Origin of the sequence: Marinobacter sp. MBR-99 (assembly GCF_040547575.1) — a bacterium.
In the GTDB taxonomy this organism is placed as follows: Bacteria; Pseudomonadota; Gammaproteobacteria; order Pseudomonadales; family Oleiphilaceae; genus Marinobacter.
Window position 1 is genome coordinate 137,968 of the sequence record NZ_JBEPPY010000001.1, and the last position, 18,708, is coordinate 156,675.

At 50.8% G+C, this 18,708-nt stretch carries 17 protein-coding genes; 15 read left to right on the forward strand and 2 right to left on the reverse strand.

Features of this window, described 5'->3' with window-relative positions; genetic code table 11:
• Positions 1 to 6 precede the first annotated feature (6 nt).
• The 15 genes from ABIE59_RS00700 to xrt all read left to right on the forward strand — a co-directional run bounded on the left by ABIE59_RS00700 (position 7) and on the right by xrt (position 16,887).
• Positions 7 to 1,278, forward strand: a complete 1,272-nt coding sequence (locus ABIE59_RS00700) for a hypothetical protein (protein ID WP_354443347.1) — start codon at positions 7 to 9, stop codon at positions 1,276 to 1,278.
• Between the two features lie 73 nt (positions 1,279 to 1,351).
• On the forward strand, positions 1,352 to 2,347 hold the full coding sequence (locus tag ABIE59_RS00705) for an acyltransferase family protein (protein ID WP_354443349.1): 996 nt from the start codon (positions 1,352 to 1,354) through the stop codon (positions 2,345 to 2,347).
• A 26-nt stretch (positions 2,348 to 2,373) separates the two neighbouring features.
• Positions 2,374 to 3,267 carry a glycosyltransferase gene (locus ABIE59_RS00710; protein ID WP_354443351.1) on the forward strand — a complete coding sequence of 298 codons (894 nt, stop codon included), beginning with the start codon at positions 2,374 to 2,376 and terminating at the stop codon, positions 3,265 to 3,267.
• Positions 3,268 to 3,293: 26 nt separating this feature from the next.
• Positions 3,294 to 4,427, forward strand: a complete 1,134-nt coding sequence (locus ABIE59_RS00715; protein WP_354443353.1) for a glycosyltransferase — start codon at positions 3,294 to 3,296, stop codon at positions 4,425 to 4,427.
• Positions 4,424 to 5,455: a polysaccharide deacetylase family protein gene (locus ABIE59_RS00720; protein ID WP_354443355.1), complete on the forward strand. Its 1,032-nt coding sequence runs from the start codon at positions 4,424 to 4,426 to the stop codon at positions 5,453 to 5,455. The genes ABIE59_RS00715 and ABIE59_RS00720 overlap by 4 nt, the downstream gene beginning before the upstream one ends.
• Complete coding sequence (locus ABIE59_RS00725) at positions 5,448 to 6,830, forward strand: O-antigen ligase family protein (RefSeq protein WP_354443357.1); 1,383 nt, start codon at positions 5,448 to 5,450, stop codon at positions 6,828 to 6,830. Before ABIE59_RS00720 ends, ABIE59_RS00725 begins: the two co-directional genes overlap by 8 nt.
• Entirely contained in the window at positions 6,827 to 7,951 is a 1,125-nt protein-coding gene (locus tag ABIE59_RS00730) for a glycosyltransferase family 4 protein (protein WP_354443359.1), read from the forward strand. The genes ABIE59_RS00725 and ABIE59_RS00730 overlap by 4 nt, the downstream gene beginning before the upstream one ends.
• A gap of 1 nt (position 7,952) precedes the next feature.
• Positions 7,953 to 9,467 carry an oligosaccharide flippase family protein gene (locus ABIE59_RS00735; protein ID WP_354443361.1) on the forward strand — a complete coding sequence of 505 codons (1,515 nt, stop codon included), beginning with the start codon at positions 7,953 to 7,955 and terminating at the stop codon, positions 9,465 to 9,467.
• 3 nt (positions 9,468 to 9,470) lie between these two features.
• Positions 9,471 to 11,399, forward strand: a complete 1,929-nt coding sequence (gene asnB / locus ABIE59_RS00740; protein WP_354443363.1) for an asparagine synthase (glutamine-hydrolyzing) — start codon at positions 9,471 to 9,473, stop codon at positions 11,397 to 11,399.
• A 9-nt stretch (positions 11,400 to 11,408) separates the two neighbouring features.
• The gene (locus ABIE59_RS00745) at positions 11,409 to 12,668 is read left to right on the forward strand and encodes an ATP-binding protein (RefSeq protein ID WP_354443365.1); all 1,260 of its coding nucleotides are present in this window, start codon (positions 11,409 to 11,411) and stop codon (positions 12,666 to 12,668) included.
• 140 nt (positions 12,669 to 12,808) lie between these two features.
• Positions 12,809 to 12,949: a hypothetical protein gene (locus tag ABIE59_RS00750; RefSeq protein ID WP_354443367.1), complete on the forward strand. Its 141-nt coding sequence runs from the start codon at positions 12,809 to 12,811 to the stop codon at positions 12,947 to 12,949.
• Between the two features lie 321 nt (positions 12,950 to 13,270).
• Positions 13,271 to 14,161: a glycosyltransferase gene (locus tag ABIE59_RS00755; RefSeq protein WP_354443369.1), complete on the forward strand. Its 891-nt coding sequence runs from the start codon at positions 13,271 to 13,273 to the stop codon at positions 14,159 to 14,161.
• Between the two features lie 23 nt (positions 14,162 to 14,184).
• On the forward strand, positions 14,185 to 14,631 hold the full coding sequence (locus ABIE59_RS00760) for a GNAT family N-acetyltransferase (protein WP_354443371.1): 447 nt from the start codon (positions 14,185 to 14,187) through the stop codon (positions 14,629 to 14,631).
• 37 nt (positions 14,632 to 14,668) lie between these two features.
• On the forward strand, positions 14,669 to 15,307 hold the full coding sequence (locus tag ABIE59_RS00765) for a GNAT family N-acetyltransferase (protein ID WP_354443373.1): 639 nt from the start codon (positions 14,669 to 14,671) through the stop codon (positions 15,305 to 15,307).
• Positions 15,308 to 15,327: 20 nt separating this feature from the next.
• The gene (gene xrt, locus ABIE59_RS00770) at positions 15,328 to 16,887 is read left to right on the forward strand and encodes an exosortase (RefSeq protein ID WP_354443375.1); all 1,560 of its coding nucleotides are present in this window, start codon (positions 15,328 to 15,330) and stop codon (positions 16,885 to 16,887) included.
• Here the strand turns inward: xrt and ABIE59_RS00775 are convergent.
• Both ABIE59_RS00775 and ABIE59_RS00780 read right to left on the reverse strand, forming a co-directional pair.
• Positions 16,872 to 17,966 (reverse strand): glycosyltransferase, encoded by a 1,095-nt coding sequence (locus ABIE59_RS00775; protein WP_354443377.1) that lies wholly within the window; start codon positions 17,964 to 17,966, stop codon positions 16,872 to 16,874. The genes xrt and ABIE59_RS00775 overlap by 16 nt on opposite strands.
• A gap of 67 nt (positions 17,967 to 18,033) precedes the next feature.
• Positions 18,034 to 18,702: a PEP-CTERM sorting domain-containing protein gene (locus tag ABIE59_RS00780; protein ID WP_354443379.1), complete on the reverse strand. Its 669-nt coding sequence runs from the start codon at positions 18,700 to 18,702 to the stop codon at positions 18,034 to 18,036.
• Positions 18,703 to 18,708: the final 6 nt, after the last annotated feature.

Below are 18,708 nucleotides of genomic sequence, written 5' to 3' on the forward strand. Positions count from 1 at the left end.
ATATTTATGTGGCGGCTGACAGGGCTTTTGTTTGGAACCTTTAGTGTCATGCAGGTTGTTATGGCGGCACCCTCTATTGATTCCATCCAGGGAGTGTTGATCGACGGCGAAACGATCGTCTTGAACGGGCAGGGCTTCACTGATAAGGAGCGTGAGCGTCCTCTTCTATGGTGGAAGGCAGACGATGGGATGACGCCTAGTGCCTTGGGACGAAAGAAATCTTTTGACCAGCCACTTAAAGGCGAAATATCGCGTAAACATGTTAGCCCAGGGTCATTTCAGTCGTATCGTTTTGATCATGGTAACGCCGGTGCGTCGATAGATAAACAGTCATTTGATTCTAATCGCGCTTTCGTCCACAGAAAGGTTATGGATGATTTTGACATAACCAAGGATTTTGCACTTCGTGCTCGTGTTACTGATGTAGTTGGAAATTTTGAAGTAGGGCAGATCGTTGAAGGTGCGATGTCTGGTGCTACAGCAAGAATTTTAAGTATTGATGAAGACTCAGACCGCCCATCTTTGTTTTTCCAGTCCGACTTTGGGACTGTGAGCCAAACTGACCCGATAGATTTCATTTTCGGTGAAGATATGACCTCGCCGACAGGCTCAGCCAAAAATTCTGAGGGTAGTGAACAATTTCCAACAGGCCTTTTGAGGACTTTTAATTACAAAATTATAAGATTCGCCGGCGCTGATCAGAACAATGTTTGGCTAGGTGCTCAGGGGCGCCATAATAATGTATACAAAGTCACTCCGGAGTACACAGACAGAACGAGAGGGGGTGACGATATGGAGTTTGATTACACCCAGAAGAAGGGGCAGTGGCGGCACGAGCAGGTCTTATATAAAGCATCTGATATAGGTGAACAAAACGGCGTTTGGCAAACTGCGGTAAATGGACGAATTCACCACGATCTGCCGATCATGACAAGAGATTCCAGTCGACCCTCGCCTTATAGTACGATTGCACAGAGCGAGGTTTCAAATGGCGCCCAATCAGGATCATGGGTATATTATGACTCTTTATACATTGATGAGTCATGGCATCATATCGCTATTTGTGCTGAAAGCGAATGGAGCAAGTGCACCAAAAAAGAAGTTCAGATACCTGTGTCTTGGAAGAATGATCGTATTGAAGCGGTTGTCAATCTGGGTGTTTTCGACAACGCTGTTGAATTGTTCTTTTATGTCGTTGATAAAGATGGTGTAGCAAACTCCAAGGGATACAGATTTTGTCCGGAGTGCCCAACACCGATCAATATTGATGTCAAATAGGAGCTAATGCACGATGCTGCTGTTTGGTTGTGTTTTTTCATGCATCGACCGATTGGGTCAGGGAGTTTGATGGTTGCTGAACCAAGGAAAGGATCAATCGGTCGAGTCGTTGCGCGGGTTCGCTATTCTACTGGTGCTTGGTCTGCACTCGACGAATGATGGTGCTATTGTGCCCGCGCAGGCGTTTTACGATTATCTAGCTTACTCGTTTCAGAATATTCGTATTCCGCTATTTACCATTCTTTCGGGTTATCTTTTTGGGCTTCGCCCGGTCGGTAGGGGTTGTTTTGGTCAATTCCTTGGGGGAAAGGTTCGTCGTATTCTAATTCCGTTAATCGTAGTGGCTTCACTGGAGTTTATTGCGAAAAGTACCTTGCCGGGCGTTAACAATCCGGAATCATTGGGTGATATCTGGAAAGCGTTTCTTTTTCCTTATGAGCATTATTGGTTTTTGCAGGTCATTTTTCTCCTGTTCCTGCTTTTTGGCTTTCTGCATTCCGTAGACCTTCTGCCGTCCTGGCGTAATTGGTTGGTCATTGCTGCATTGAGTCTTCTGTTATATTTAGGCTTTGGGTATACAGGTCTCTCTTTGAGCGTTTTTTCCCTGGGTGCAACAACGTACTTGGTGCCGTTCTTTGTGTTAGGTTTTGGTATTGCCCAGCATGGTGAACGCTTGATGCACAATCGTATGATTTTGATATGGTTAGTTGTTTTTACGGTTACTTTCAGCTACCAGCAATACCTGTGGTTTGCCGGTGCTCCGGGTGAGGCTTCAAAGCGGTCATTAACAGGGCTTGTGGTTGCACTTTCGTCAGGGTGCCTGTTGCTGCGTTTTCGGGTTCCGGTTTGGGGCTTGGCTACTGTCGGGAGTTACGCATATGTTATCTATCTCTATCAGGGGTTTGGGCTGTCCCTGGGAAGGCGAATAATGTCGGTTCTTCCAGAAATCAATCCTCACATTTACTTTATTGGTTTAATCGCCACAGCAGTGATTTTCGGGATTTTAGTTGAGAAAATTGGAAAGCGAATACCCTACCTTAGAATGGCATTGTTGGGCATTAAGAAATGATCATTGCCAAAAGGAATTAAGTTTAAATGGAAGACAGGTTAGAAGGCCTCGTTTCAGTCCTCGTCCCATCCTTCAATCGGGCAGAATACATAAGAGAAACCGTGAACTCTGTCCTGACTCAGGACTACTCGAACGTTGAGTTGATTGTCGTGGACGACGGCTCCACCGACGGCACTTTTGAAATTCTCTCTGAATACGCCGGGCAGGGCAAATTGAAGCTGCAGACGCATCCGGGCCGGGTAAATAAAGGGCAGTCTGCGGCTCTGAACCTCGCGCTGGAGGCGGCATCTGGTGACTTTATCGCTATCCTCGACAGCGACGATCTGTTTTTGCCCGGCAAACTCAGCGCCCAAGTGGAGTATTTGAACCAGCACCCGGACGTGGGACTCGTGTATGGAATGGGTGAGGGGATCGATGGCAGCGGCCAGTGGCTTTACGATATCCATTCGCCCGATCATGTTGAACCTAATGATCCCAATGCTGTTTTGTTGGATTGTTACGTTCTTCTGCCACAGAATTCGCTTGTTCGACGATCTGTTTATGATCAGGTAGGTTGCTTCGAGGAGGACTTTCGGGCCGCTCAGGACCACGACATGCTGGTTCGCATTGCAGAGAAAACCCGTTTTGGTTTTATTCCAATCAAGGTGTTTCAGTATCGTCGTCACGGTGATTCGATTAGTAATAACGGTCTGAGACGGCGCTGGACCAATGGCTTTGAAATTGTCCGCCGCGCCAAAGCGCGGTACCCCTACCGAGCATCCACTATCCGCAAACGCAATGCACTGCTTAACTTTCGCATGGCCCAGGTCTGCTGGCAGGAGAATCGATATATTGGTGCGCTCGGTTATCTGTTAAAATCCGGCCTTCTTGACCCTGTACGGGCGTTAAAGGTTATAACGTGCAGGGAGCAGATAAGGTAGAGCCACCAGCAGGTCGAGGCGAGGGAATGCAGCCCAGGGAACCAATAGTTTTCGTTATAGACCAGTTTCTTAACCCCTATGCCGGAACCGAAAGCCAGTTTTTCAAATTGCTGGAGCGGGTATCCTCGGTCGGTTTTGAGCCCCGGTTGTTGGTGTTTAGAGGGTCTGCCTATACAGATACCAATCCCATGCCGTGCCCGGTGGATGTTCTGGGCCATTATCGCTTGTCTTCGCCCCGTACCTGGTGGGCGCTGTGGCGCTACGGGCGGCGTCTTCGCCGGCAGGGCGTTCGGCTGGCCCACGTTTTTTTCAACGATGCTTCCCTGATTTGCCCCCCTGTTTTTAGAGCCTGCGGCATTCAAACCCTGATTTCCCGTCGAGATATGGGCTACTGGTACACACCGGCTATTGTGCGCTTACTCAGGTTTACCGGCCGCTGTGTGTCCGGGGTAGTGGTAAACAGTCAGGCGGTGGGCGAGGTTACTGCAGCTATGGAAGGCTACAGGCCGGAACAGATCCATGTTATTTACAATGGTTACGATGCAGAGGCACCTTCAGAGTCCGAACCTGCATCGGTACCTGAGCTTCAAGCACTGTCGGAAAAGGGGCCCGTTGCCTTGCTGGTGGCGAATATTAGGCCAATAAAGCGCATTGAAGATGCGCTGGCTGCGGTTTCGGTGCTGGCAGAACGGGGCCATTATCTGGCGCTGGCGTTGATTGGTGGGGGTGATACGGAAGCCCTTCAACAGCAGGCCAGTCAACTTGGCATTGGCGACCGGGTTTTATTTATGGGTCGCCGGCCTGATGTAACCCGTTGCCTGGCCTATGGCGTGGTTGGCCTTTCCTGCTCGGAATCAGAGGGTTATTCAAACGCGGTGGTTGAATATATGCAGGCAGGTTTGCCAGTGGTGGCATCGGATGTGGGTGGCAACCGTGAAGCCGTTGTAGACGGCGAAACCGGCTGGCGATACCCGGCCGGGAATGTTAGATCCCTGGCCGATCGCCTGGAAACCCTGCTTGCCGATGGAAACACAGCCCGCAATATGGGGCAGGCGGGCAGGGCCCTAGCCCGCCAAAGGCACGATTTACAGGCCATGATCAACGCCCATGCCAGGGTGTACGCACGCCTGATCAGCCAGCGTGAAAAGAGGGCCCTATGAACCTTTCACCGATGGTACGTTTGCTCGGAAAATGGGGTGGTTACAGCCTGGCCCGAAACCTCACGGTCCGTCAGCCAAGAATGCTGATGTACCATCGTTTTATAATGGCGGATTCCGACCCACGTGTGGCAGGGGTAAGTTCCGAAAGTTTTGAGCAGCAGGTTGCCCACATTGCCCGCTATTACCATCCAATGACAGTCAGTGACATGGTACGGGGCTGCTTTGAGGGCGAGCCGTTACCAAAACACGCCATTGCGGTTACGGTGGATGATGGTTATGAAGATTTCTACCACATCGCCTGGCCAATTCTGAAGCGCTACAGAGTACCAGCCACTTTTTATGTCACCACCGGGTTTGTGGATGGCCGGCTTTGGCTTTGGCCTGACCAGTTAACCTGGATTTTGGAGCATGCGCCTGCTCCGGGCCATCCCCCAGCCCCGTTTACCGATGGCACGGAAAATGTGTTGCCGCCCTCTGGGCCTGATGATCAAATTAGGTTGTTTGGACGCCTTGTCGCCTACCTGCTCCGGATTCCCGATGGCAAAAAGCATGAGTTTCTGAAGGCCCTTGCCCGGCACTGGCAGCTTTCCATCCCTGAAAAAGCACCAGCCTGGGCCCGGGCTGCAAGCTGGGACCAGCTTGGGGAAATGCAGGCTGAAGGGTTGGAAGTGGGGGGGCACACCGTTACTCATCCCAGTCTGAGCCAGGTGAGCCTGGAACAGGCCCGGGAAGAAATTATGGGTACACGGGACGCTCTGGTGGCAAACCTTGGCGATGCGCCAAGGTCTTTCTGTTACCCCAATGGTACACAGGAGGATTTTGTTGGCTCGCAGGTGCCGCTGATAAAACAGGCCGGATTTACCGGGGCCGTAGTCGCTTTTGCGGATGCCCAGGGCCAGTGCCAGCGCTTCGCCATGCGGCGACATTCAGGCTCAGACAGCTTGTTTCAATTCCACAAGGCCGTATCTGGGGTGGAATACCTTGGTTACAGGCTAAGAAATACCCGCCGGAGTACAGCCTATGAATAATGCGCGGCCCGGGCTGGCCGGTCTCCGGAAGGATATTGCCGTCAGCGGGTTTACGTTTTTTCTGTTCATGTATTTTCTGGTGGACTTCTTTCTGCATCTGTCTGCCCGCGTGCCCGCCTACGGTGCCCTGCGCCCGACTTTACTGCTTGTAGTGCTGATCACCGTGCTGTTGGTGTTACAGAAGGAAAAGCTCAAAGGCTGGACAGAAGATCCCGTTGTGCAGGCCATGTTGGTTTTTCTGGGCTATCTGGTGCTGTCACTGCCACTCGTGGAATGGCCGGGCAGCGTTATCCGCAACAATCTGGCGGAATTTGTAAAAGCCATTGTGTTTCTTTTCTTCACGGTGCTGATTGTAGACAGCGAAAAGCGCCTGAAAATTTTTCTGATGGTGTTTGTGGGTTGTCAGTTGATTCGGGTATTTGAACCGCTGTTTCTGAATATTACCCAAGGGTATTGGGGCAGCAGGACACACTTGGGTGGTGGAGAATTCTCCCAACGGCTTTCAGGTGCACCTTCGGATGTGATTAACCCTAACGAACTGGGGTTTGTAATCGCAACGGCGATTCCGTTTCTGCATTACCTTGTATGGTCCGGGCGATTTACCGCAAAGCTGTTCTACCTTGCCACGATGCCTCCGCTACTTTATGCCCTGATTCTCACCCAGTCTCGAGGCGCGTTTCTGGCACTGCTCGTTGTGGCCTGGATGATTTTCAGAGAGTCCAACCGGAAAGTAATGCTGATTGTCATTGCGGTTGCGATTGGTATTGCTGGTTGGAGTGTGATGTCTGCAGATCAGAAAGACCGGTATCTTTCTTTGGTAGGCATGTCTGAATCGGGGAACGTTGCCAGCGCAGAAGGGAGAATGCGCGGCATGATGAATGAGTTCGCTCTTGGCTTTAGTCGGCCTGTTGTTGGTCATGGTCTGGGCACAACGCCTGAGGCAAAGGTAAATATTGCAGGGACAAGAGGCCAGGCCGCCCATAACTTTTATGCAGAAATTCTGATTGAAACTGGTATTCTTGGTTTTGTGCTGTTCATGCGTTTCCTTTTTAAAATTTATGGCAAGTTCCGGGAAAACAACCGACATTTAGGTAGCTCAATTCCCGGTCGGTCGCCGCCTTTCTACAATAACCTAAACAAGGCATTGATCGCCGTTTTCTGGATGTACGTGGTTTACAGCACCAACTATTGGGGTCTGTCCCAATATTACTGGTATCTTTTTGCAGGAATGCTGATTGTGTTTTCAAAGCTGCTGACAGGAAAACTGGCCGTTACCGGAACAGATGTGGATAAAGGTGGGAAGTTAATCCAGCAACGGTTTGGACGGGTGTGGCAAAAACATAATGAAGTTGCCAATGGGATGGCGCAAAGATGAATATTTTGATGACAGCACTTCAGCCAGGCGGTGGTATTCGAACTTTTTTCCGCTATGTATATGGTCACCCAGCGTTTAATGATTGTGTTTTTACTCTTGTGGCACCGGACCAAGGTTTAGGTGATTACTTATCTGAATTTCTTCCTCCTGGTCGAATAGAGCTGGTACCAGCCAGTCGCGGTAAGTGTGGATACATAAAGCAATTAAGAGGATTTGCCAGAGGCGGGTCGTTTGATCTGGTTCACTCCCATGGGTTTTCTGCAGGAATCTTGTTGCAGATTGCAATGACTGGAATTAAAACTCCTCATTTGATGACGGGGCACGATATGTTTACTGCCCCCTTATTTTCAGGTTTGAAGGGGCAAATAAAACGACTAATGATTGGTTTTTTTTTACAGCGAATTACTGCTATTCATGCCGTTACGGCTGATGCGAAGAATAATATTCTTGAGTTTTTTCCTTCTATTCCCGAGAGGCGTGTGCATGACATTCTACATGGTATTGAAACTGAAAAGTTTCAAGCAGGTCTTGCTCATGATGTGAGGGCGGATATTGGGCTTTCGCCAGATGTACCATTGGTCGGATTCTTCGGGCGGTTTATGAGCCCAAAAGGTTTTAAGGTGCTTGTAGATGCTATCGATCATATTAACCGGAATTTAATAACCGAGCAGACTCCACATGTTGCCACCTTTGGCTGGGGTGGTTTTATTCGGGAAGATTACGCTTACCTGGAAGAGCTCGGGCTTAAAGACTATTTCCACCAGATGCCCCAGACCAATAATATGGCCGGTGCATTGAAAGGTGTGGACGTGGTGGCCATGCCTTCACGCTGGGAAGCCTGTGGATTGCTTGCCATGGAGGCGCTCGCTGCGGGCGTGCCTATCGTTGGCAGTGATTGCGCAGGCCTGAGGGAGGTGCTGGATGGTTCGCCAGCCCGACAGGTACCCGTTGGCAACGCCCGGGCCCTGGCTGATGCGCTTTTGGACGAAATAAACAATCTGGAACAAAGGCGGGATGCCTTTCAGGCATATCAGTCCGAAGCCGTGGAACGGTTCGCTATTGATCGTCCGGCACGGGCGCTTGCGGATCTTTACCGGCAACTAGGCACTCGGGCATTCTGATATGGTTCGCATGCTAATGGTAAACACTGGCTCTAATGTGCTGGTGATGTTCGTAAAGCTGGTGATCACTTTTTTCATGACGCCGGTTTTTATTCATAACCTTGGCAAATACGATTACGGCCTGTGGGAGATGATTGGTGCGGTTATCGGCTACATGGGCATACTCGATCTTGGCCTTCGCCCCGCTATAAGCCGTTATGCCGCCAGGCATCTGGCAGAGAAGGATGAAACCGCACTTCAGTCTGTCTATATGTCTGCGCTCGCCTTCATGGCGGTGGTCGGCCTACTGCTGTTTGTGTTCTTTTTCGCATGGGGATTTTGGTTTGGCGGTGCACTAGCCCCGGAGGGTGAGCCCCATCAAAAGTACACGTTGTTCCTGATTATTATCGGCGCCTATCTTCTGATTTCTTTTCCTGGATATGTGGCCGAAAGTTACCTTGAAGGCTTTCAGAAGTATTACCTGAAAAACAACATCACCATTGTGAACTCGGTGGTGGGATCTGTACTGCTATATAGCCTGATTACACCGGAGAACGGATTGGTGCTTCTCGCGGGCATTAATGCGATTGGGCTCACGGTTAAGTATCTGCTGTTCATGTGGATTCTCTCGCGCCCGGCCTACGGTGCCATTCGCGCCCAACGGGAGATGTTTTCCCGAGTGAGGCTTCGGGAGCTTATCGTATTCGGATTCAAGTCGTTTGTTCAGGGCATCGCGACCCGTGTTGAGAATGCTACAGACGTTCTGGTTATTGGCTTGATTTTGGGGCCCGCTATGGTGCCGTTTTACAGCATACCCGCAAACCTGACGCAACATATTCGCGGACTGGGCTGGACGTTGACTCATGCCTTTATGCCTCTGTTCAGTGGGTTAAGTGCCAAAGCGGAGGATGCGATGATCCGGCGGGTATTCCTGGTGTCATCGCGCTATGTGGTCAGTATTTTGATGGCAATGGGTACAGGCGCATTGCTATTGGGCGTTCCTTTTATCAATGTTTGGCTGGGTCCGGAATTTGGTGAGAAGGCCAAATACCTGATTGTTTTTCTGGTAATTTTTACCATTCTTCCGTTTATCAATCCGTTTGCTAGCCGTTACCTCACGGCGATTAACAAGCATGGTATTTTTGCCAGGCTTACACCCATCGCTGCCAGTATAAACATCGGGCTCAGCTTGGTTCTGGTGCACCCTTTTGGTTTGGAAGGCGTGGCCTTTGCCTCTGTGGTACCGGCGCTGATCTTTGTACCTTTGTATCTCCGCTATACCTGTAGACATTTGGAGCTTCCGGTTTGGGATTATCTCCGTGGGGCTGTGCTGCCTGCATTTGTACCTGCAGGCGTCATGGCATTGGTTCTGTTGGGTATGGGGGAGTATCTGGTCTACGACTCCTACGCTGATATTGTAGCCGGCGCACTTCTGAGCAGTCTTGCCTGGCTTGTGGCGTTTTGGTTGCTGGTATTAAACAGAGAAGAGCGAAAGTATCTGGGTGACCGTATTGCTCGTATGGCGGGAAGGAAATAAGGGATGTGTGGTTTTGCCGGATTTGTTAGTACAAAACCGTTTTCTGACGCGGAACATGTTCTAGAGCAGATGGGTCGTGCTATCGAGCATAGGGGCCCCGATGGTGCGGGGATATGGTTTGACCACAGTTTGTCCCTCGGTCTGAGTCATCGTCGCCTGTCGATTATTGATCTTTCGGAGTTTGGCGCCCAGCCGATGGCGTCGGAGTCTGGCCGTTTTGTTATTGCATTCAATGGTGAAATATATAACTTTCGCCTGCTGCGCAAAGAGTTGGAATCCAAAGGTGCGATATTTCGAGGGCATTCAGATACTGAAGTCATGCTTGCAGCATTCGAGGCCTGGGGGGTCGAAGCGGCCCTCCAGCGACTTTCAGGGATGTTCGCTTTTGCGTTAGTGGACAAGCGGTTCCGTAAGCTTTATCTGGCAAGGGACCGAATGGGGGAGAAGCCCCTGTACTATGGCTGGCAGGGTGAAAGCCTGCTTTTTGGTTCAGAGCTTCGGGCATTACGCCAACACCCCGATTGGCAGGGGGCAATTGATACATCCGTCCTGCCTGCACTTCTGCGCCACAATGTGATTCCGGCACCTCGCACGATACACCAGAGTATATGCAAGCTACCGCCGGCCTCCTATGTGTGTCTCGATCTGGATCACCCTCAGTCCGGTCAGCTGGCCGAGACCAAGCGTTATTGGAAGCTGGAAACCTGCTTTGAGGAGCGGTCTGGGTTCACGTTAGATAGTGCTGCAGATGAGCTCGAACGGCTCCTGAAGCAGTCAATCAGTGACCAAATGGTGTCTGATGTACCTTTAGGTGCCTTCCTGTCTGGTGGCATCGACTCTTCTACAATCGTCGGGATTATGCAGAGCCTGGCCAGCCAGCCGGTGCGTACCTTCAGTATTGGTTTTCATGAGAAAGGTTTCAATGAAGCGGAGCATGCAGCGGCCGTTGCTAAACATCTGGGCACGGAGCATACCGAGCTCTATGTGACGGAAAGAGAAGCAAAGAACCTGGTTCCAGAAATCCCCGGCATTTACGATGAACCCTTTGCAGATTCATCGCAGATACCAACGTATCTGGTTAGTCAGATGACGCGAAAGCATGTAACTGTGGCACTTTCGGGAGATGGGGGGGACGAGCTGTTTTGTGGCTATACCCGGTACCCGGGCATGCTGAGCGCCTGGAACAAACGTTCATCGATTATCAGCCACCTCAAGCGAATTGCTGGCAGTTTACCGCCCGGGCTTTCCGCCAGGTTTATCCGTGCAATAGTATCTTCCCAGAAGAGCCGAAGCCTGGAGGGAATCCGGTATCAGTTGCGCAGAATTCAATCGATCGCTGGCGCCCGCGACCTTTCGGACTTTTATAGGCGGTCTGTTTCCCTGTGGCCAGATCCTGCAATGGCGCTGAAGGATGCTGGCGAGTACATTTATGGATTGAACAGGACGCTCGCCGAGGGAATCCCGGGTAACAGCCTTAAGACACTGATGTGGCGGGATCTTAACTGGTACCTGCCGGATGATATCCTCACCAAAGTGGACCGGGCCGCCATGGCCTGCAGCCTGGAAACACGGATCCCGATGCTGGATCCGGCGATTGTGTCGTTTGCATTGGGGCTTCCTGAAGGTCTCAACCTGCAGGGAGGTGTTGGCAAGCAAGTTCTGCGTGCTGTGCTGTACCGTTATGTACCCAGACAGCTGATCGACCGACCAAAACAGGGATTTGCAGTGCCGGTTGCCGCCTGGTTAAGAGGGGGGCTACGGGAGTGGGCCGAGGAACTGTTGGCGGAACACCGGCTAAATGATCAGGGTTACTGGCACACAAAGAGAATTCGCTGGTTGTGGGAAGAGCATCTTTCTGGGAGAGAAGACTACAGCTTTGAACTTTGGGGAATTTTGATGTTCCAGTCCTGGTTTGACCACAACCAATCATGAGGAGTTGCTTTGAATAGCCCGCCAGTTTATCTGATGGATTGCGAACAGCGTTGCGCCGAGGGCGTATTGTATTCGCTTGCGCGTAATGGCTGCCGGGTAATTGGACTTACCTCAGTCTCTTTCTTCCCGATGCGATTCTCCAGGCACCTGGCTTCCTGGTATTCCTCCCCAACGTTAAGTGAAGGGTTCGAAGAATATCTCCAGTTTCTTAAAAGCCTTCCTGAAGCCGGCGTTATCCTGCCTTCTGGTGACTTGAGTGTGAAATTTCTTGCCCGCTATTTCCGGGAGCTGACTGATGCTGGTTTTATGCTGAGTGTTCCCAGGACCGGTGATCTCGAAACCTTGTTTGACAAGCTCAGCTGCAACCGGGCATGTGCAAATGCCGGAATTCCGGTCGCGAAGACCTGGTCTTTGTCTGAACTGGAAGACGATCCCACGATTATCGAAAGATTGCGCTGGCCGGTTATTGTTAAACCTACAGCTCTTGCCGGAGGCAATTACCGCAAGGTTGAAGGGCCGGGGGAGTTGGAGCAGGCAATTGACTGTATTTCCGGTATTGTCCAAAAGGAATCAGTAAGACTGAATGAATCCGGTGTTGTGATTCAGGAGTGGATTGACTCAGGAATGACAGACAACTGGAGTTGTGACGTGTTTTGTGACAGTCAGGGTCGGGTTGTCGATCATGTGACCATTCAACGGGTCAGGACATCGCTCAATGAAAAGGGGACACCGACTAGCCGCATGTACTGTGGCATATTCCGTCCGGAGCCAAGGCTCCTTGAGCGTACTGAACAGTTGTTGAAAGCGCATCGCTGGAAGGGGTTCGCTCATGTAGAGTTCATATACTGCAGTCGAGATGAGGAGTTCTATCTGACGGAGGTGAATCCTCGCCTGCCTGGGTACTCCTATCTGCTCAGTGCCACAGGCCATGAGCAAGGGTGGTACTACGTAGCCGATCTGATTGGGGTAGATTATGCCAGCCAGGGTAAGGATTCCGGCGTCGTTTATTTTGAGTCTTTGCGGTATCCGGGCGACCTGACTGATGGCGTTGTGAATGCCGTTCGTGGAAATCTCGATATTTCCAAGTTGCTTTCAAGTTACTGGCGAGCGATTTTCAGTCGTGATCAGGTCGTTATTGACTATTTTAACCGTAAGGATCTTGGGCTCACGTTTGGTCTTGTTTTGTTCAATGTCAGGACATTTATTGAGAAGGCTATCAGTTTTATTCGCAGGCGGATGTTGAAGCATGACTTTGCCAGGAAAGCTTGAGCGACCAATTCTGCGTTATGGGATTCTGGGTGGACTTCCCATATCGGAAGAGAGGCTTTCTCGCGTGTCCTCAAGATCCAGTTGGTCTACAGGGAGACCAGGCAGGTTAGGGGGCTCCATATGCTTTGAGGAGCCTGCTGGTGCGCTGCGAGTCCGAAGCCAAGGATCAGGCTACGCTGGATGAATATTGCCCGGATTGGCGTGATCGTCTTCGCCAGGGAAACTTCCTGATATGCGTGGTGGATGAAGAGCGTATGGCGGGGTTTGGTTGGGGGCGGTGACAGCGTGAATTGGGGTTCACTTATGTGGATTCCTGCCTGGGCATGTCTCAGGACATTTTCTATATCTATGACTGTTGCACGATGGCTGAGCATCGTGGCAAGGGAGTCTACCAGGTTGTCTTGACGTCGTTAGCAAAGGTTGCCAGGGAACATCCGGTTGATGTGGCGTGCCGATGGAACAACACTGGCTCTATCCGAGGATTAGGAAAGGCTGGATTTATGCTGGACAGGATCTTTGTGTGCTTCGAAGTAATTGGGCTGCGTTTGAGATTTAACTACTGAAATGCCTGAGGACATTCAAGAATGACGAAGGATGGAACCATGGACGAGAATCCGCTTGTAACCATAATTACACCTACATATAACCGCGCCGACTTCTTGCCCTATGCAGTTGAAAGCGTGTTGGCACAGACGTTCCGTGATTTTGAGCTTCTGGTTATCGATGACGGGTCTACCGACAGCACACGGCATCTGATGGAAAGCTATACCAAGGATTTGAGAGTCAGATATTTCTACCAGCCCAACCAGGGGCAGAGCGTGGCAAGAAACAGGGGGCTTGAAGAGGCCCGCGGTGAGTTTATCTGTTTTCTTGACTCGGATAATGCCTGGTTGCCGGATAAGCTGCAAAAATCACTGGATGCGTTCCGGGCACATCCCGACGTTGACGTGATCTATGGGGATTTCGTTGAGATTGATGAGACTGGCGCTGAGCTTGGCACTAACAAGATGAAGCGACATACCGGCCACATAACTTTCGAGCTACTCAAAGATAACTTTGTCAGCATGAATACCACCATGACTCGCCGTCAGTGCTTTTCAGAGATGGGCGGCTTCGACGCCGCTGATCGCCTGGCAGAGGACTATGGTTTGTGGTTGCGATTTTCCACCCGTTACCGGTTCTATTATTTGCCCGAAGTACTTGGCTACTACCGTGTAATGGAGGATCAGATTTCTTCTGACAAAGTACGCCGGTTGGATGCAAACGAAAGGCTGCTGCTCTCCTTTCTGGATACCTACACAGGCTGTGTGACATCGAAACAAAGAAGGCGTGGCCTGAGCCACTTTTACCTGAGGCGGGCCAGACTGCTTGCGACAGAAAAGCAATTCGCAAATGCCTACAAAGATATCCTCAGAGCCGCAAAACAGGATCCGTTCTGGCAAGGGCCATGGCGGGGTGCTGCGAAGGTTACTTCAAGGGCGGTGAAACTGTGATTTGCGGTAGCGCCGCCTTACGGGTGGAACTGCTGGATGAACATGCATTCGCAGCTTTGCACTTTGACTGGGTGGAATTGTTGGCAAAGAGTAATGCCGACCCATTGTTTATGAGCTGGCCCTGGCTCTATAGCTGGTGGGAAACCTGGGGCGAAAGCCTTGGCCTTGAACTGATGTTGTTAGGGGTTTACCAGGCAAATGATCAGCTCGTCGGGATTGCACCGATGTATCGACACAAGATTCCGCTCAGCGTCGGAATGACAGTAACTCGAGTGCATTTTCTGGGTAATGCGTGGAGGGTGAGCCCTACGGTGCGTACCGAGTATGTAGGGCTGGTGGCTAAGTCTGAGCTTGAATCTGACGTTGCTTTGGCTGTTGCAGCGTATCTGAAAACGTTGACCTGGGATGAGTTGGTGATTCCCGATAGCCAAGAGGAAGGGGGGGGGAGCGCTGGGGCGCGCTTTGGCTGAAGCTTGCAGAGCGACCCCGGTGGTGAGGAGTGAATCCATGGGGGTGTGTATTGATACGGCCTTTCCCATTGAACCGTGGCTGGCCAGTCTTGGTCCCAACACCCGCCGTAAAGCGTTTAACCGACGATGCTTGTTCGAGAAGCAATTAGGTGGGAACTGGCAGTTCTGTGAAAATAATGGAGGTTCTCAGACGGCGTTTCTCGACCAGCTCAACCGATTTCACGTAAAGCGATGGGAAAAGCCCTGTTTTGATGAAAAAGCATGCCAGTTTCATTTAAAGCTGCTTTCAAGGTTGTCTGATAAACAACACGCGTTAATGTCTAGGCTCGTGGTCAATGGACAGGTGGTCTCGGTGCTCTATGACATACAGGCGGGAGCCAGAGTTTACAACTTGCAATCTGGTTATGATGAAAACTTAAATGCCAAGTTATCTTTAGGCACTTTGCACTTGGGGTATGCTATTGAGCAAGCTTTTCAGGATCCTGAAATTAATAAGTATGATTTGTTGGCAGGTTCCGGTAAAAATACTTTCTATAAGGCAAGGTTTAAAGGTCGACAGGTGAGTTTCCCAACGGTTGACCTTGTGCGGTCTCCGGTGTTGCGCACGGCTTACCGGCTCCGGTCCTGGTTGCCTGGAGGGCTGGTTTCTCGTATTAATCTTGTGTTCAGGCTGTAGAGGTTCTAAGGAAGACAGTAATGCCGAACGAAAGGACTCAATCAATCCATGTGTTGCATCGCACAATTCCATTTGCTCTAAGCCTTCTGGCGCTTGGCTGGCTGATCTTCCCCACGGTGCAGGGTATTGTTAGCCGCTGGTTCAAGTTTGATGAATCGTATTCCCATGGGCTCCTGCTGCTTGCGGTGTCCCTCTTTCTGACAGGCCGGACCTGCCGGAGATATCGGGTCCAGCCCGGTTTCTATCCTCTTTGGCTGATTCCGTTCCTGCTCGCCCTTATCGGTTATGGGCTCGGCGATATACTGCGTATTCAGGCCGTCCAACAGATTGTTGTGGTGCCTTTGTTACTTGGCGTGCTTGCAGTTTTCATGGGGTGGCGCCAGGTTAGACATTTCATTGTGCCTGTTGGCCTTCTGATATTTACCGTGCCGGTTTGGGATTTTCTTTCCTGGACACTTCAGGTCATAACGGTGGAGATCAACCGGGTACTGCTGGGGCTTATGGATATAGAGTTCCGCGTGGAGGGGGTGTTCGTTTACCTGATTGGGGTAGGTACCTTTGAAGTGGCTCACGGCTGTTCTGGATTGCGTTATCTGCTGGTGGGGCAGTCATTGTCAGTTATCTATGGAGAGCTGAACCTCCGGCGATTACGCTCCAGGGTCATTATGTTTTGTTGTGGCGTCCTGTTCGCTTTGATCGCTAACTGGATACGGGTATTCGTGATCATCTATATGGGTTACGAAACGAACATGGAGACCAGCCTTATTGATGACCACGACAATTTCGGCTGGTGGGTATTTGCAGCGACGCTGGTGCCGTTATTCCTGATAGGACGGATGCTGGAGACATCCTCGAGAGAACAAATGATGGGCCTGGGCGATCGGGACGAGGACCAACCTGTCGCGGATCGGTCTGGTCGCACCCGAGTGGCTGTAGGTGCCGTCGTTATGGTAGCGCTTCCGTTAATTTTTTGGGTCGCACTGCCCTCCGGTGAACATAAGATACGCTCTGAGCCAGCCCAAATTAATCTCCGGCTTGATGGTGAGCAGTTTGGTTCGTTGTTTTCCAGTAATCTTGAAGGGTGGCGACCGCAGGTTCGCAATCCCGATAGACTATACGTGCAGACGCTATTTGACCGAGGGAGGGTTGAGCCGGATCAAGGCTTGGCAGAGCGGCTTTTAGTGAGTATCTACAGCTATGATTTCCAAAGGCACTCAGCGGAGTTGGTTCAGTATTCTAATCGCTTATATGATCGTGAGAGGTGGCATCCTGAAAACGTCTTTACAGTGGGCGCCCCTGGGTCGGTATCCTTGCGAGGCGTTACGTTACGCGACAGAGTTTCCGGTGAACGGCTACACCTCGCCTATACATACTATGTCGAAGGGCTTTGGGAAACTGATGACCTTAAGGCCAAGTTGGCCCAGATTCGGGGATTCGTTAATCCGCGAGAGGATGCCTCCTTGATAATCTATGGGGTTTCTTGCGAAGACTGTAACGGATTAGAGCGACTGGAAGAATTGATCTTGGGTACATTCAGTCGTATCGTCGAATCCATTGATCAACATTACGCTCCCCACTGACCAGTTGAGGTCTGAGACTTGCGGACTGGCCCATGGGGAAGAGGGGCAACTAACTCGCTGATAGCGGCTCGAAGGTTTTCAGTAAAGGCTTTGTGGTTTGAGGAATACCATTGCTCGGCATTGGCTGACGTCTCCTCAAGCGTTGCCGGCATTGCGTTTATGGCGGTGTTAATTGTTGCATCAAGGCTTTGTTCTGAAACCATATACCTGGTTCCCAGCCGGAAGGTTCGACTGTTGTTCGGCTCTGCCAGGTAGCCTCGGCTTTTCTCAATCAGTTCGTTCATTGGTGGTGCGTTTGTGGTGATTGTCACACAACCGTTTTCGAGTGCTTCCGCTAATACCTGTCCGTAACCCTCTACCTCAGACGGTAGAATTGCAAATCCTGCTTCCCTCCAAAGTTCTTTCATTTCCTTGTCTGTCAGATTGCTCAGGATCTCGATGTTCTGGTTGGGGTAATCAGAACTATCTATATGTTGTGAAACCACTACTAGCTTTGGCCACTCAGGATGTCGCGACCAGCAAGCCAATACTGCTGAGGTTCCCTTGAATTGACTGTTACCGGCTACATGCAGTGCAAGGCGATAATTTTTGCCGGAAGTACAAGGTTTGGATATATCGGATCCGCCAGTAAAGCCAAGGTACATCACGTCCGAATGGTAGCGCGAAAAGATCTCGGCAGCGTGTTGCGTCTTGCAAAGAATTCGGTCAATACTTGGGAGGTATGGTAGAAGGGATTCAATAAACCACTCCTGATTTGGAATCAGCCAATGCCTCTTACCTCGGCGTAGTTGAGATACTCGAGGGTTTTGGAGGTGGATCACCAAGTCTGATTTTGATCGTCCTGATATCGATCTGGCGATACCGTTCATTAGAGCATAGTAAAGGCGCCCAAAGGGTTCAGGCAGATATTTACTAAGTAATTGGTACCGATAGTGTGATAGTTGGTTTTGCCATTCTGATGTTGGTGGTAATGGCTCTACTTGGCAATTATGCCCAAGAGAATTAAGTGCAGACTCAAGGATAAGAGCATCTTTTCTTAACCCGCGCCCACTACTAGCGTATACGATGAGGATGTCCATGGGTCACCACCAGAAAGAGAAAAGCCCTGCAAAGGCAGGGCTTTAAAGCGTAGCACAGAGTTGCATGTCAGGCTTTTTTACGGCCCTTCATACGCACTGCGATACCGGCAAGGCCGAGGCCCAACAGAGCCAGGGTGCCAGGCTCAGGGACTTTGGATGCTTTTACCATAACCAGCATATCATCGTGGTTATCATCCACCTGGTTGTTGTCGTCCAGACTCAGGATGAACCAATCTTCTCCCACTTCAAAGATCGAGAAGTTGTAGCCACCTGCCAGGTTCCCTGTACCTTGGTTCGACACCGAGCCTGCGAATGATCCCCAGGCGTCTGAGGAGAAGCCAAAGTCAAGCTTGCCGAGACCGCCACTGTAGATAACACTGAAAGTGTCTCCAAGTGGGCTGGTCGCGGTATTGAAGACTTCTGAACCCTCGTAGAGGAATGAACCAGTATAACCTGCTTCCTTGCCCAAATAGGTGAAAGTCAGCTTGAACGGATCTTCTGATACGGATGCCAGTGAGTGTGAGAGCAATACAGTATCAGTAGTGTCGTAATACTGGGGGCCAGTAAACAGCCCACCGGGAATGCCTGTTCCATTCGCGTAATCGTTGTTTCCTGGAACGCCAACAGGGGCTTCAGCGGGGGCAGTATTAGCCACTGTATCAATGTAAGCCGCCTGTGCCAGTCCTGAAACACCTATGGCGGCTGCCAGTGCGATGCCTTGTGTGAGTTTGTTCATTTGAGT